The 15,919-nt window shown below is 32.8% G+C and carries 10 protein-coding genes; 6 read left to right on the top strand and 4 right to left on the bottom strand.

The genetic code is table 11. The features are described from left to right. Positions 1-644 precede the first annotated feature (644 nt). The gene (locus ACP6PK_RS14885) at positions 645-1,625 is read left to right on the top strand and encodes a glycosyltransferase family 2 protein (RefSeq protein WP_426560372.1); all 981 of its coding nucleotides are present in this window, start codon (positions 645-647) and stop codon (positions 1,623-1,625) included. An 839-nt stretch (positions 1,626-2,464) separates the two neighbouring features. Next, complete coding sequence (locus ACP6PK_RS14880) at positions 2,465-3,235, top strand: ABC transporter permease (protein WP_426560370.1); 771 nt, start codon at positions 2,465-2,467, stop codon at positions 3,233-3,235. 538 nt (positions 3,236-3,773) lie between these two features. On the opposite strand, the gene ACP6PK_RS14875 is transcribed toward ACP6PK_RS14880, so the two are convergent. From ACP6PK_RS14875 to ACP6PK_RS14860, 4 genes are all read right to left on the bottom strand, one after another. After that, positions 3,774-4,328 (bottom strand): tetratricopeptide repeat protein, encoded by a 555-nt coding sequence (locus ACP6PK_RS14875; RefSeq protein ID WP_426560368.1) that lies wholly within the window; start codon positions 4,326-4,328, stop codon positions 3,774-3,776. A 114-nt stretch (positions 4,329-4,442) separates the two neighbouring features. Next, positions 4,443-4,850 carry a sulfotransferase family 2 domain-containing protein gene (locus ACP6PK_RS14870; protein WP_426560366.1) on the bottom strand — a complete coding sequence of 136 codons (408 nt, stop codon included), beginning with the start codon at positions 4,848-4,850 and terminating at the stop codon, positions 4,443-4,445. 372 nt (positions 4,851-5,222) lie between these two features. Next, entirely contained in the window at positions 5,223-7,178 is a 1,956-nt protein-coding gene (locus ACP6PK_RS14865) for a hypothetical protein (protein ID WP_426560364.1), read from the bottom strand. A 661-nt stretch (positions 7,179-7,839) separates the two neighbouring features. Next, the gene (locus ACP6PK_RS14860) at positions 7,840-8,892 is read right to left on the bottom strand and encodes a GntR family transcriptional regulator (RefSeq protein WP_426560362.1); all 1,053 of its coding nucleotides are present in this window, start codon (positions 8,890-8,892) and stop codon (positions 7,840-7,842) included. A 576-nt stretch (positions 8,893-9,468) separates the two neighbouring features. Between ACP6PK_RS14860 and ACP6PK_RS14855 the strand changes: the two genes are divergently transcribed. The 4 genes from ACP6PK_RS14855 to ACP6PK_RS14840 all read left to right on the top strand — a co-directional run bounded on the left by ACP6PK_RS14855 (position 9,469) and on the right by ACP6PK_RS14840 (position 15,353). Next, positions 9,469-10,218: a dienelactone hydrolase family protein gene (locus ACP6PK_RS14855; RefSeq protein ID WP_426560360.1), complete on the top strand. Its 750-nt coding sequence runs from the start codon at positions 9,469-9,471 to the stop codon at positions 10,216-10,218. 828 nt (positions 10,219-11,046) lie between these two features. Continuing rightward, positions 11,047-11,961, top strand: a complete 915-nt coding sequence (locus ACP6PK_RS14850; RefSeq protein ID WP_426560358.1) for a S1 RNA-binding domain-containing protein — start codon at positions 11,047-11,049, stop codon at positions 11,959-11,961. 262 nt (positions 11,962-12,223) lie between these two features. Next, positions 12,224-13,273 (top strand): methyltransferase, encoded by a 1,050-nt coding sequence (locus tag ACP6PK_RS14845; protein ID WP_426560356.1) that lies wholly within the window; start codon positions 12,224-12,226, stop codon positions 13,271-13,273. Between the two features lie 910 nt (positions 13,274-14,183). Further along, complete coding sequence (locus tag ACP6PK_RS14840) at positions 14,184-15,353, top strand: EcsC family protein (RefSeq protein ID WP_426560354.1); 1,170 nt, start codon at positions 14,184-14,186, stop codon at positions 15,351-15,353. Positions 15,354-15,919 lie beyond the last annotated feature (566 nt).

Genomic DNA, 15,919 nt, shown 5'->3' with positions numbered 1-15,919 from the left:
CTAAAGCCCGGATATTTGAAATAATGAAGTTGATTTTTTCAGCCCCTTAAAATGGGAGAATTGAGACATCATTTTTCGGTCAAAAATATTACTTCTTTTTAGGGAAAAGGGAAAATTTAACTGGTGGGAGTTTCAGTTTTTTATTTACTTTTTGATTACCCGCAACCTATTTGAGGATTGATATAGATATTTATCAAAAAATGATAAGAAAAATCAACTATATTTAAACAGATCCTTGTTCCGAACATCTAAGACTATCCCTCAATTTTTTATTCCATCCTATTTAATTTAAGAGGGGATATTTTTTCTAACCTATTTAATTTAAGGGGGGATATTTTTTCTAATCTTTTTAACGACTTTAATTATAAATTTAGAGGATGATTAGGCATGGACTTAATCTTAAGTTCAATAGTAATTGCAGAAATTATACTGATAAATTTGAGGTATTCTTAATAAATTGTCAAACAAATACATTACGCTTCATAAACCAGGACAAGCTAACCTATTATATCTAGAAAGTATAGCTTTACCCATTAAGGTTAGGACATTTCTAAATCCTGTTTGCGCAGCATGACCTAGGAAAACCCTTTAACAATTTACTATACCCTATTCCCTATTCCCTAGCGCTATAAATTAGAAATAATATGAACACTTATAGTCATAAATTAAAAAATATACAACCTGAAGAAACCATAGATTTATCAATTATTGTTCCTTGCTATAACGAAGAACCTAATCTTGATTATCTATTCGAGCGGTTAATCTCAGTTCTTGAACCACTCGGTATGACTTATGAAATTATTTGTGTCAATGATGGAAGTCAGGATAACACTCTCAATTGTTTAGTTGAACACCATGACAGTAATTCTGCAATTAAGGTGATTAACCTGTCCCGTAATTTTGGTAAAGAAGTAGCTATGACTGCTGGTTTGGACTATGCTACGGGAAAGGCAGTAATTCCTATTGATGCCGATCTACAAGACCCACCAGAGTTAATTAGCGATATGGTGGCCAAATGGCAGGAAGGGTATGATGTAGTTTATGGTACTAGAAAATCCCGGTCTGGAGAAACTTGGCTGAAGCAAATGACTGCTAATGGTTTCTCTCGCATCATTCAAAAGATGACTCCAATTAAAATTCCCCAAGATACGGGAGATTTTAGATTAATGGATCGTCAGGTGATTGAGGCGATTAAACAACTGCCAGAAACTCATAGGTTTATGAAAGGTTTATTTGCCTGGGTTGGGTTTAAACAAATCTCTGTAGAATACGATCGCCCAGCTCGATACAAGGGGGAAACAAAATGGAATTATTGGAAATTATGGAACTTTGCTCTTGAGGGTATCACATCTTTTAGCGCAGTTCCCCTAAAAATCTGGAGTTATATCGGATTATCTATATCTTGTATTGCATTTGTCTATGCTACATATCTAATTATTAGGACTCTCATTTGGGGAATTGATGTTCCAGGATATGCTTCATTAATGGTTGTTACTCTATTTTTAGGAGGGGTACAACTTATTACCTTGGGTGTTATTGGGGAATATTTAGGTAGAATTCATGGTGAAGTCAAAAGAAGACCTTTATATTTCGTGCGGGAATTTTATGGATTTAAGTCTAAATAATTCAAAACTTTTAGGTGTCATTTCAGTTATCAGTTACCCTTCTGTAGAGGAAATTCATTAATAGTACCTCTGCAGTAAGGAGGCTTGATATCAGGAATATTCTCTTTTTTTATCCCCTTAAAAGGGAAGGCGCATACCCACTATTTTTCGGTAAATCATAGTAAATAAAGAGTTGCTTAAAACATAAAGTGATTATCGCTCAAATACAGAGAAATGTTTTTTATACTTTTGCTTATTGTCTGTTTATTTTTTCCTCCTATAAAAGTGTTCATAAGAAAATTAAAATTATAAGTTGAAGTCTCTATTCTCACCATATAATAATGTTGACAATTAGTTGGGGTTAGCAACCAAAAAATGATTATTTTTGAATAATTTATGTTTCCTAATTAATTAATTTAATTAATTTTTTAATGGCTTCAAGTATTAATTAATTTGATGAATTTAAAGTAAGAACTGTTATTACTGAGTATTTTAGGATAGGACTTTATAGACATTTATTAAATTTTTACAATTGCTATTGATATTTTTCTACCTTGTGGGTATTCAAACTACTTTTATTTAGGATTTGCTGATTAAATATAAAACCCTTTATAGATAATAGATAAAGGTCAGCCTTTTTAGGCCTGGAAAAAGTACAAGGTTTTCATTCTCTAGAGCTGCAAAAAGTTAGGATTTTGGGTTGAAGCTATTGCTGAAAAATCAAGGGATAATTCTTCTGACTACCTCCTCTAAATTCCCTATTCCTCGTGACTCCTACCCTCACCCATAAGACTTTTTCAGCAAGCCCTATTTAGCTTTTTTTACTAAAGATTTTCTTACAGTTGCTTGAAAAGATTGATATGATTCAATTAACAATTACGGATATAGCTATGGCTTTAGGACTAATTGCTATAGCTATTGGTCTCTCAGCTTGGCAAAAATTAGGATTAGAATGGCAATTATTAATAGCTACAGTTCGTACTATTGTACAGTTAATATTTGTTGGCTATATATTAGCAATAGTATTTACAACTAAACAACCTTGGTTAGTTATTACTATTTTAGTTGTTATGTTAACAGTTGCTTCTGTAGTTGCGAGAAATAGAATTAGTCCAAAAATACCTCGGTTGTTACCTTTAGTTTGGGGTTCCATTTTAACCAGTACAACTTTAAGTATTAGTTATACAAATTTATTCGTTATTAAACCTGAGACTTGGTATGAACCTCAATATTTAATTCCTTTAGTGGGAATAGTATTAGGAAATGCCATGAATGCAGCAGCGATCGCTGGAGAAAGACTTGTCAGTACAATTAATTCTAGTTCAGTAGAAATTGAAACTTATTTAAGTTTAGGAGCTACACCTGAACAAGCAGTTATTAAGTATAAAAAAGATGCTATTCGTGCTGCATTAATACCTACTTTAAATTCAATGATGGTAATTGGAATTGTCACCCTTCCTGGTATTGTTACTGGTCAGTTATTAAGTGGTGTTAATCCTTTGGATGCTGTAGCATATCAAATGTTAATTATGTTTCTTTTGGCTTTTGCAAATTTGACAACAAGTTTATTAGTTACTTATGGTTTATGTAAGCAATTTTTTAATCAGGACGCACAACTTATTAATGGATAATGGATAATGGATAATGAGTAATTGATAATTGATAATGAAAACTATCTCTAATTATCTATCTATTTAAAAGAAGAAGCTTTAAACCTCTAGGGATTAATAGTCAATTAAAAGCCCTACCTAAGTTTGCCTAGAACTTCTATAAAATTATAGATAAAAGAAAACATGATCGTGGAACAATTTACTCTGAAAATCTACTCTCTGTTTATGTAATTTTACCGAATAATTAATAATTAATAGTTAATAGTTAATAATTAATAATTAAGAGTTGATAGTCAATAATTAATTATTCATTCAACAATTAAGGTTTAAAGCCTCCCCTTTCAAGGGGATAAATCAAAAAAATTTCCTTGAGTGCTAATCCCCTTCTTGAAAGAAGGGGTAATTATTAATTATTAATTATTAATTATTAATTGTTCATTGTTAATTGCTGAAATATAGCAATCCTATTTTATTCGTGGCAAAAATTTTACTGCTTTTTAGGTAACAGGCAACAAGCAACAGGTAGGAATTTCAACTTTTTTATCTACTTTTTGATTTTTTACGACCTATTTAGGATTGCTATAATTTGTTTTTGTAATAAGATAAATTTGGATAAATTTGGATAAAGTTGAATAGCATTTTGATAGTAAGTAACAGCTTCATCTAATTTTCCTTGTTTCTCTAAAACCATTCCTAAGTGATAATGAGTCCAGGGAAAATCTGGTTTAATTTTAATAGCTTGATGGTAAGCTTTTACTGCTTCCCTGTAGAGATTATTTTCTCTAAAAATATTACCTAGTGTATGATAATAAGCCCAAGATTTTTTGGGATTAATTCCAATTGCTTGAGCATAAGCAGTCAAAGCTTCGTCTAATTTTCCTTGCTTTTGTAGTAGATATCCTATTTGATTATAATATTCTTCAGTATAATTTTCTGGTTGTTTTTTTTCTTTGTCTAAGATTGAAATGTCGTGATTATTTTGATTTTCATTGCCATAACCTAATAAATCAATAACATTTGAGTTAGATTCACGGATAATTTGCATTTGTTCGGTATTCAAAAACTTATCATAAGGGCGTTTATCATCTCTGAAAAATCTTTTAGCTTTTGGCAAATATCCATCAAACGGTATATTTAACTTCTGACATACGAAAGTTAAATCTGAGGGAATATTTTCATACTTACCAATAAAATAAACTGCTACTTTATTGTTTATTGTGTAAATATTTTAGCTCTTTTGTGCAGATAAATTAGGATACTGGTTTTTCAGCCAGTCATCAAATTTAATAGACTTGTATCGACAGCTAAAATAGTACAAAGATATGGCTCTATCAAAAGGATTTCTTTCAAAGCAAAACTTATAGTAACTATCCCAAATTGAAGGTTCTATTAGACTTTTAATTTTTTGAGCAGTGATATGATTGAAATACTTTTTGTATTCATTTCCTTGAACATCATAATCTAAATAATTTTGTGGCTTTTTCCCAAGAAGTTTTCTGATAGCTTCATCTTCCAAACTAATAGGGGTTATTATGTCATCATCACCACAAAATCTGGATAAAGAAATTTCAATTGATGTACCAGCCGTCTTGATTGTTTTCAGGAAAATAAATTTATATCTGTGGGATATAATCATTATCAAAAGAGAAAATTAGAAAACTTACATATTCAAGAGTCGCTTTATAAATACAAAACCCTGCTTCTACTTTTAAAAAGCTACAGAACTTTGGTCATAATCACATTTTCGCCTGGGTTTGGAAACCAAACCCCTACGATAAAATGTGAGTACATAAGCGCGAATTACTATATTATAAATTACCAATATTTCCCTACTCCTGGACTTAAAATTTTACCGAAAAACTCTGGTATAAAGCCTGCCCTTTTAAGGGGATAAAAAAGAGAATATTTCAAATTTTAAGCCTCTTGCTTTCCTAGGTCATGCTGCGGAAACAGTTAGAGATACTGATAACTGTTAACTGATAACTGATAACTGATAACTGAAATGACTTCAACTATTGGGAAAATGAGCAGCAATTTTTAAACCTTGTGGGTTATAAACTTCTAAAGGAATTTTAGCATTATTACTAATAGCCTCCAAAGCAACCTGTAAAGTTTTCAAATGCTTTTCTAATTCAGTACGACTTTTTTTATCTTTACTACTTTCTACTGCTTTAGCTGTTTTTTTTATTTTCTCCACATAGTCAGAAGTTAACCGCACAGTAATTAAATCCTTAGTAACACTATATTGACAAATTTTTGGTTTTCCTTGACAAGTCTTACTTAAATCCTGATTAGCTTTGGCTAAAGTGTCTAATAATCTTTGGTTAGCTGCTGCTATCTTTAGAAGAGTATTATAAGATTTAATAAGTGGTTTAACTTTAGCAAAATAACTAGAATTATTAGGTACTTCCTCAGCAGAATTTAGAGCTTTTTGCCAATATTCTGTCGCCTCTTTCCAATTAGCTCTCTGTTCAAAAACTTCAGCTTGTTTAGAATAACTAATACCTTGATTATAAGCCTCCTCTCCAATTTGTTCTATAATTCTACGTTCATCAGCTAATTGAAGTTTTTGTTCATACTGAGGTAGTAAATTTTTTGCTTCTAAATAGGCAGTTGTTTGTGGAGGAATAGTAGATATTTTCTCCAACGCATCTGCCCAATTTGAATATATATTTTTCCAGCTTTCAGGAAACTGAGCTATTACCTCTCTTGTCTCTGCTAACTGAGCTGATTTTTTCGCAGCTATTAATTTTTGATTCGCTTCTTCTTCAGTAGTTAACCTTCCTTTAATAGCAACTAAATACTTGCGATATTGCTGCAATTTATTTTTAGCAAAAGGATAAGCTATACTATCTTCTGGTACTTTTTCCAATAGAGCGATCGCTTCTTGCCAAAGTGATTGAATTTCTACCCAGTCTTCTTTTGGTAATGGTAAACTTTTACTATTTTGAGCTGCTTGTTGACCATTACGCAAAGCTTTTCTAATTGTTTCTAAATATTGATTTTCAGTTTGGTAAGTAGACTTTAAATGTTGTGATTCTAAGTAATGTATTGACCAAAATGGAATCTTTTCTAAATCTTGAACTGCTGTTTCTAGCTTTTCTTGTGCTTGCTTTGGAGCTAAAGAGCTTGTGACATTTTTAATTGTTTCTAGTGACTGTTCATTTAACTCTTTTGCTGTTGGTATTATCATACATTTTCCAATTACACAGGGTTGAGTTATTGCATAAAAACAGCCTATTAAAATTGCTAAACTTAAACTGGCACTGAGAAATTCTACTTGAGAAAAGGTAGTTAAGTTAACAGTTGATTCTTTTGTTTTAGGTGATTTTTGTTCTACATAATTTCTGGCTTTTCTTTTGAATTTTTTGGGAGATAAGTCTAATTCTTTTGCATCAAAAGGATTATCTAAATCATCCAGTAATTTTGAGGTAATTTTGATTTCTGACTTTTGACTTTTATCACCAGGAATATTCGGATTTATGACATGAGTATTTGACTCGGATCTCTCGTCAGATTCTAATCTAATAGATATTGCTTCTAAATCTTTTAAATTAAATGGATTATCTAAGGAATCTAATAATTCTGGAGTAATTTTTATTTCAGAACCTATCTTTTCATCTACCCATTTCGGCATAAAAGTTAATGTAGATTCTTCTTGCCTACTCTTCGTAAAAAATGAATGATAAGCATAAGGATATATATGACCTATTACATTCAAACAAATACCTACTTTTTCTATAGATTCTAACTCCTGTTTTAGAACAATACTTTTTAACTCGGCAATTGTTTTTTCTCTATCTATCACCACATTGGCTGGATGTTGACAAACCACCAATAATGTTCCTGCTTTTAAGTCACATTGAATTTCACAAACATCATTGGATTCATGTAAAGATTGCCAGCTTTTTTGTAAATTATGTTCTAAGATTTCTGTATTAATATCTCTAATTGCTGTTTTCATTTTTGCCTTAATAATTTATTAGTTAATTTGCATTTTTTTGGTAATTATATAATTAAATTTAAAATCATCTCTCACAATCTTAATTGACAGTATCTTCCAACTCTGATTGCTACATATAACATTCCTAAACAGATTGTAACATTTGCTGGTAGTGGTTGAGTTTCCAAATCCTATTCTTGCCCTTGGTTTGGATACCAAACCCCCACAGTTTTTTCTCACAAATCATTTATTTATAATTGCTATAGCAATCATAAATAGGTTGTAACATTTGCTCCTAGCAGTTTAATTTCCCAATCTGATTCTTGTCCTTAGTTTGGAGACCAAACCCCTACAGTTTTTTCTGACAAATCATTTATTTATAATTGCTATAGCAATCATAAATAGGTTGTAATAAGTTTCATAATAGTTGAATTAAACTGAAAGCCTTTGAAATTCTGACTCCTGTACGGACGTTGCATACAATGTCCCTACGACTCCTGACTCCTAACTACCACAAAAATACCACAACTAAAATAGGATTGCTATATATACATTTATCCATTTGAAATTATCAATAATTCATTTACTTTTAATTATCCTTAAATTTCTCAATCCTAATTCCTACTGTAAAACCAATTAATTAATAACTCATAGCCAATAGCTAACCGCTGAATGCTTACAGCTAAATTAAACCTAACTCCCGTTTCAACAGATTAATCGAATCTATGCGAATATAATTTTCAATACATCTAATTTCTGGTGGACGAATAATATCTTCCCTATTTTTTTGTAAAGCATCTTTAACTTTATCAAAACAAAATCTATCACAAACAATTATTTTAGCTGACCGCACCATAGAATTAATTTTCTCGGTTTCTATATGTTGGGCAGTAATAACAATTACATCATTTCCACGCCAACCATTAATAATTACTTCTGCAGCTCGTAAAAAACCAGAACTAAGACTAACTAAACCACAGTAACTTCCCTTAGGTAATGTTTTTAGCAATTCAAATTCCTGACTAAAATCATCTATATCAACTGGTATAACTCGGAAAGGTTCTAGGAAAGCTTCTTGAACAGGTTCTGGGATAGACTCTCGGACAGATTGATTTTTTTTAGCAGCTATTTTTTCAGCTTGCCCAATAAAATAACGACTTGTGACAATTGTAGTTGTGAAAAAAAATACTTTGTCTATAGTCTCATCTAATTCTTCCAAAGGAACTAACTGTACCTTTACCGAATTACCTAGAGCTTCTTCCAACTCTTTAGCCATCAATTCTCCAATCCCAATATCATTAGATGGAGCTGTAACTAAAATATTCCTACAACTTAATCGCCAGCTAATCTCTTTGAAGAACATTTCCCTGGCGTTGTATAAACTACAACCTTGGGATAACAATTCATTCAGGCAACTCTTGACTATCGTCTTGGCCCTATGAGTGGTATTTGGATTTTTCTCTAAAGTAGGAGACTTAGACCCTACCTGATTTTCCTGCCCTCTCACATATATACCAGACCCTGCTTTACTTTCTACAAGGCCAGTCTCTTCTAGTTGACGATATACCTTACTTATGGTATTACGATGCAACCCAGTTTGCATCGCAAGTTGCCGGGTACTAGGTAATTGATGGCCAGGGGGAAATTGTCGGGAGGCGATCGCAAACCGAATTTGATTAAATAATTGGTTTGATACGGGAATATCACTATCTGTTTCAATCTTAAAATCAAACATAATTCAAATCAAAAATCAAAAGTCAAAAGTTATCTCTGACTAAGTTTTGGGATTTACCCATGTCCGCGCCCTAAATTTGTAGCGCCAGATCATCATATCAATTATGATATATACCAATCCTAAATAGGTTTTAATGAAGTCAAAAGTTGTTTTTTTAATGGTGATTTAGAGCAACGCTCGAAAAACATTTAGCCTTAAAAGTCGGGGCTGCGCAACCCAATTATTTTGGTAATATTTTATCGTCAGGGTCTTGTCTCCAAATCCCACTTTTGTTTGGGTTTTGAAAGCCAATCCCTACATTTTTTTACCATAAATCATTTAGAATTATTATAGATTTAACATTAATTTTTGCTCCTTCAATAATTGATAATTGATAATGGATAATTGATAATTACCTCTCCCTAAAACGGATTGGATTGAATAAAAGGAAAATAAATTCATTGTTTCTCCTTGATCATGAGAGGCTTTAAACCTTAATTATTCGGTAAAAAATTAACTATCAAACCTCATCTTTCAAGGGGATGAAAAAGAAAATTCCGGTTTTCCAGCCTTCTTATTCGCTAATTAATAACTGAAATGACACAACTAGAAATCCATACCACCCATATTAAAGTCCCTAATGGAGACCTTCAAATAGATTCCTATTTAGCACAACCATCAGGAGTTGGTCCATTTCCGGCAGTGGTAGTGGTGCAAGAAATATTTGGGGTTAATAGCCATATTAGGGAAGTAACAGAAAAAATTGCCAAAGAAGGTTATGTGGCGATCGCTCCCTCAATTTACCAACGTCAAGCTCCTGGTTTTGAAGTGGGGTACACTGAGGAGGATTTAATATTAGGTCGCAAATACAAAGAACAAACCAAAGCTTCAGAACTATTAAGCGATATTCAAGCTACTATTAATTATCTCAAAACCCTACCTACTGTTAAACTAGATAAATTTGGTTGTATAGGTTTCTGTTTTGGAGGCCATGTTACTTATCTAGCAGCTACTTTGCCAGAAATTGAAGCAACCGCGTCTTTCTATGGAGGTGGTATTGCTACTGGTACTCCCGGTGGTGGTGAACCTACTATTACTCTCACTCCTAAAATTAGTGGTACGATATATTGTTTCTTTGGTACAGAAGATCCTCTAATTCCCATAGAACAAGTAGACCAAATAGAAGTAGAATTACAAAAACATCAAATTAAACATCAAGTATTTCGTTATCCGGCAGACCACGGTTTCTTTTGTGACCATCGTAGTAGTTACAATACTGAAGCTGCTGCTGATGCTTGGGTTAAGACAAAAGAACTATTTAATCAACAATTGATGAATAATGGATAATGGATAATGAATAGTGGATAATTGATAATGGATAATGGATAATGAATAGTGGATAATTGATAATTGATAATGAAAACTATCTTGAATTAGGAATTGCTGATTAGAACTAAAAGTATTTATAGATAGAGGTTTTAGCCTTTTTAGGTACTAATAAAGTACCAGCTTTTAGATGCCAGAGATGCAAAAATTTAGCATTTTGGGCAAGATAGGAAAAGAAAATCAAGAGACGATTTTTCTGACTACCTCCTCTATAGAACCCCTGAAGGGATCTATTTAAAATTATAGATTGAGAGTAGGGGTAGGGACGTTGCATAAGGGCGTCCGTACGGGAGAGATGGGGAGATGGGGAGATGGGGTGTATTAGATATCTGCCACTCATCCCATCATCAAATCAATTATTACCGAATTATTAATAATTAATAATTAAATAATTCTGGTTTAAAGTCTCCCCTTGGATAGGGGAAAAAAAGTGCTAGGATATTTCGTTATCTTCAATTCCCGTGAGGTTTTAACCAGAGGTAATTATCAATTATCCATTATCAATTAATGAACCATTTTTTATCAATTAATTAATTCTCCCTCTAACCTATTTTCTGGAGATACGCTTAGGGCTTCTATAATTCCCCTGACTCGTGAATTCTGGAGAAATGCTTTTACCAAAAGACTTACATAAGCAAACTATAATTAGGGTTTGCTGATTAAATATCAAAGCTTTTACAGATAAAGGTATTAAATTTTTTAGCTGTAAAAAAAAGTGCTAGCTTTTAAAAAGAGTTTTTCAGCAAGCCCTAATTATCAATTATCAATTATCAATTATCAATTATCGATATGAATCCCGAATCAACTAGCTCTCAAGGAAGTAAACAGTCCTTTACTATGGACGATTTTGCTAAAGCTCTCGAACAACCTCAGTATAATTATGAATTTCAAAAAGGACAAATAGTTACTGGAAAAGTACATAGTTATGAATCTGAAGGTATTTACGTTGATATAGGGGGTAAGTCTTTAGCTCTTTTACCCATTCAAGAAGCTTCCTTGGGAGTAACACAAGATTTATCGGAAGCACTACCACTAAAGCTAGAAAGAGAATTTCTAATTATTCGCGAGCAAGACGCAGAGGGTGAAGTGCTTCTTTCTGTTAAGCAGCTAGAAATTAATCAAATATGGGAGAAGTTAGTTGAACTAAAAGAAGGTGGTCAGTCTTTCCAAGTTCGAGTAATTGGTACTAATAAAGGTGGAGTAACGGTAGATGTGCAATCTTTGCGGGGTTTTGTTCCGCGCTCCCATCTTTTAGCAAAGGATAATTTGGAGTCATTAATTGACCAAGTATTGACTGTCAATTTTTTGGAATTAGACCAAGAAAAAAAGAAAATTGTAATGTCTCAGCGTTTGGCCGCTCAGTCTGCTGGTTTTAGTAAGTTACTTGTTGGTCAGTTGGTGGAAGGAAAAGTTGCGGGAGTGAAACCTTTTGGTATTTTTGTAGATTTAGAGGGTTTAACTGGTTTGCTGCATATTACCCAGGTTAGTCAAAAACGGGTTGATTCTTTATCAACAATTTTTGCCCAGGGTAATTTGGTTAAGGCGATGATTGTTGATTTGGATGAAGGTCGAAAACGAATTTCTCTTTCTACTAAGGTGTTAGAAAATTATCCAGGGGAAATGTTGGAAAAAATTGATGATGTGATGGAGTCTGCGGATGCTCGTGCAGAAAGGGCGAGAAAGGCTTTACCTCAATTACAGTAGCAGGGAATAGGGAATAGGGAATAGGGAATAGTCGGAAAAATATTTCCTAGTCTAAGGTTTATCATCAGTCTAGGTTCTCACCAATTCTTTCTTAGCTATAGGTGTAATTTTTCTATTACTTTTCAGGATGGCTGAATAGGTTTTGAAACTTATTCAGCATTTTTTATAACTCAAAAAAACTCATACAAATCTACTACGGTACTAAATCAGGTTTATGGTTGAAAATGTCAACTATGAAATAATTACCAACAAAAGAGGATAAATGGAAAATCTGAAAAAAGAACCATCTCCAGAAATGATTATGCAAATTGGAACTGGATTTTGGGCATCTAAAATTTTATTGACTGCAGTAAAATTCCAATTATTTACGCTTATATCCCAAAAGGGAAGTATGTCAGCTAGTGAGATTAAATCAACCTTGAAATTGAATTGTGCAGATAGACATCTTTTTGATTTTTTGGATATACTCACAAGTTTTGGGTTTTTAAAGCGGAGTGGTCTATTGGAGAATGCTAAGTATTCAAATAGTGTAGATACAGAAACATTTTTGAACAAGGGTAAACCTTCTTACATAGGAGATTTGTTGGAAATGATGAACAACCGCTTATATGGATTTTGGGGGAATTTAGATGAAGCACTAACTACAGGACTTGCACAGAATGAAGCAAAAAGTGGAGGAGAAAACTTGTTTGATGTTTTAGATAAAAACCCTGTATTACTAAAAGAATTTGTTAATGCAATGACGAGTCTCCAAGTAGGAAATTTTATGAAATTAACCCAGACTTTTGATTTCTCAAAATATAATACTTTCTTGGATGTAGGTGGTTCTGCAGGAGTGTTATCTGTTATGGTGGCAAGGCATTATCCGCAGATAAAATGTACTACATTTGATAGACCTTCTGTTGAACCTATAGCTAATGAAACTATTCAAAGTTTTCAACTTGCAGATCGTGTTAAGGCAGTAAGTGGCGATTTCTTTGCAGTAGAATTACCTAAATCAGATGTTATTACTATGGGAAATATTTTACATGATTGGAATGAAGAGAATAAGGTTAGATTAATTCAGAAAGCTTACGATGCTTTGCCAGATGGGGGAGCATTTATCGCAATTGAAGCAGTGATTGATAATGATAGAAAACAAAATACTTTTGGGATGATGATGAGTTTAAATATGTTGATAGAATCACCTGATGGTGAGGGTTTTGATTACACATTTGATGATTTTAATAGGTGGACTGAACAAGTCGGCTTTAAATCGACAGCTATAATACCCCTGACTGGACCTTCAAGCGCAGCAATTGCATACAAGTGAAAATCGTGATAGCGTCAACAAAATATAAAATGCTCATAGCTGCTAAGAAGTGAAAATTATCCATTTTATCCGCTGAAGCGATAAAACTACGTTTCCCTGAGACGATAGAATTCCATTCCGCTTTCCTACGGAATGCTACGCAAACGCGTTGGCGGAGCCTAGCGGCAGCTATATCGCACTTCTACTTACCAATGCTCTTTTTCATTTTAATAAGCACCTGCGCAGAGCGACAGACTTGTTATCAATATACATCAAAATTCGCTATGAAGCAAAAATCCTGTATTTATTGCATATCAAGACTTGTAGCGTTTCTGAAAAGATTGCTAATACAAGCGCAAAATCACGATTTTTCCCTAAAATTTGGCCCTCGAAAGCTCATTTCAACTTTTTTTGTCAAAATTAGTTTAAATTTTAAATATATTAATCAATTAAATATAAGTTTCATTAATATTAAATTATTTTATAGTCTTATAAAAAGTAGGAAAGAGTCATTTCAATTATCAGTTATCATAAGTTTTGAAACTTAATTCAGCAAATTTTATGGTCTAGATTATTATCAATATGAAATGGTAAGAAAAAGAGGTAAAAATTATCAATTTTATCAAGACAATTTTTCAGCAAATAATTTCATAAAATCCTACTTTACTAATTAGATAAAGTCTCATTAATTAGCCATAATAAATCAGAGATAATTATCTTTTTTTATTAAGTACAATTTTAGAGATAAATGATTTTAAAAAATCATCCTACTTTGGGAACTTACAAAAAATTTTATAGATTATCAATAGGTCAGTATTTTTTCGGAAAATAATAGGAAATTACGCTATAAAACTTCAGTAAATACACTATTGCTAACAGACAAATGTGCATCTTATTCTAGATATATAAATTCATAAAAGGTCAGTTAAAGATGACTACAACTTCCGCAGATTTATCAAAAACTCCAAATCAAAATTCGTCTTTTTTAGGGTCATTATTTGGTTCAGTGAGAGGAGCAGCACAAGCAGTGGGAAACGCCACAGTTCAAGCAGCTTGTGGTGCAGGTGAAGCTATTGGTAGTGTAGCTGTAAATACAACACATGGCCTAGGATATGTTACCGACATGGTGAACAATAGTCCATTATTGCAACCATTAACAAAAGCTCTGAAAATAGATTGGTTGTTAGAAATAGTCGATCGGGTAGATATTGTCAAAGCTGAAACTGAAATTCAACGCCTACAACAACAATATCCTAATGAAAATCCCTCCGAAGTTAGCCATCGTGTAATTTTGGAGAAAGCAATTTATGTTGGGGGGACAGGAGTCGCTACCAGTATTGTACCAGGAATGGCATCAGCACTCATGGCAGTGGACTTAGCAGCTACAACTGCAATACAAGCGGAAATGGTATATCAGATTGCTCATGCTTATGGATTTGATTTACAAGAACCAGCAAGAAAAGGAGAGGTTTTAGGAATTTTTGGTTTAGCTGCTGGAGGTGGTCAAGCTTTAAAAGCTGGTGCTAAATATGCTCTCAAAGCAGGATTTGCTTTTATCCGAAATGTGCCTTTAGCAGGTGCAGTAATTGGTGCTAGTACAAATGCAGTCATGTTATATTCCCTAGGGTATGCAGCTTGTCGGTTCTATGAAGCAAAATTAGCCCCAGAAACTATGGAAACCGCACTAGAAACTGCTCAAGTTGATACCCAGAAATATTTAAAAGCGGCGATCGCTCAACAAGCTATTATGGATCAAATTTTGGTTCATGTAATTTTGGCTGGAAATCCTGGAAAAACTTGGGAGCAAATACTTCCAGAACTTGAGGAAGCTAACCTTAGTCCTGGTTCTTTGGAAATAATTCAGAAGAATATCAAATCTCCTCCATCTCTAGAAAAATTACTTGCTCAAGTTAATGATGAGTTTGCGATTTCAGTTGTAGCTCAGTGTCAAAAAATTGCTGAGTTAGATGAGGTTATTACTCCACAAGAAAAGAAAGTCCTCGAACTAATTAGTAAGAAGTTGAAGGTTGACCTAGCTGCTGTGGAAATGCAAGTTCTTCAAAGTGAGTTAGATGCTTTAGCAGGTATCCTATTGGAATAATAATAAATCCTGTAAAAAATTGAAATGAAACTGCATATTAGGAAGGCTGAATAAGTTTTATGACTTATTCAGCAGTTTTTATAGTTAAATTTTTTTTCAATATGAGATGCTAATAAAAATTATCAATCTTATCAAGTTCATTACCGAATTATTAATAATTAATAATTAAATAATTCGCGCCTTGAAGCCTCCCGTTGGCTAGGGCAAAAAAGTGCATTTCCTTATCTTCAATTCCGTAACGGTTTTAACCACCATATAATTATCAATTATCCATTATCAATTATTAATTAATGAGTTGTAGCGTTTGTAAAAAGATTGCTAATACAGGCGTTAAATTGTGATTTTTCCCTAAAATTTTGCCTTTGATAGCTCATTTAAACTTTTTTTGTCAAAATTTTTCCTGCCTATAAATTTAGATAAATACAGTGTATTTCATCAAGGGTAAAGTCTAGTTATTAGAGGCAATATGTCTGTGTTACTTTAATTTAGACAGTTATTACAGGCAAGATGCCTGTGTTACTTTAATTTAGACAGTTATTACAGGCAAGATGCCTGTGTTACTTTAA

Origin of the sequence: Dapis hubbardiae BLCC-M172, from assembly GCF_050016015.1 — a bacterium.
Lineage (GTDB): Bacteria > Cyanobacteriota > Cyanobacteriia > Cyanobacteriales > Microcoleaceae > Trichodesmium.
This window is presented reverse-complemented; position numbering and strand designations above follow the sequence as displayed.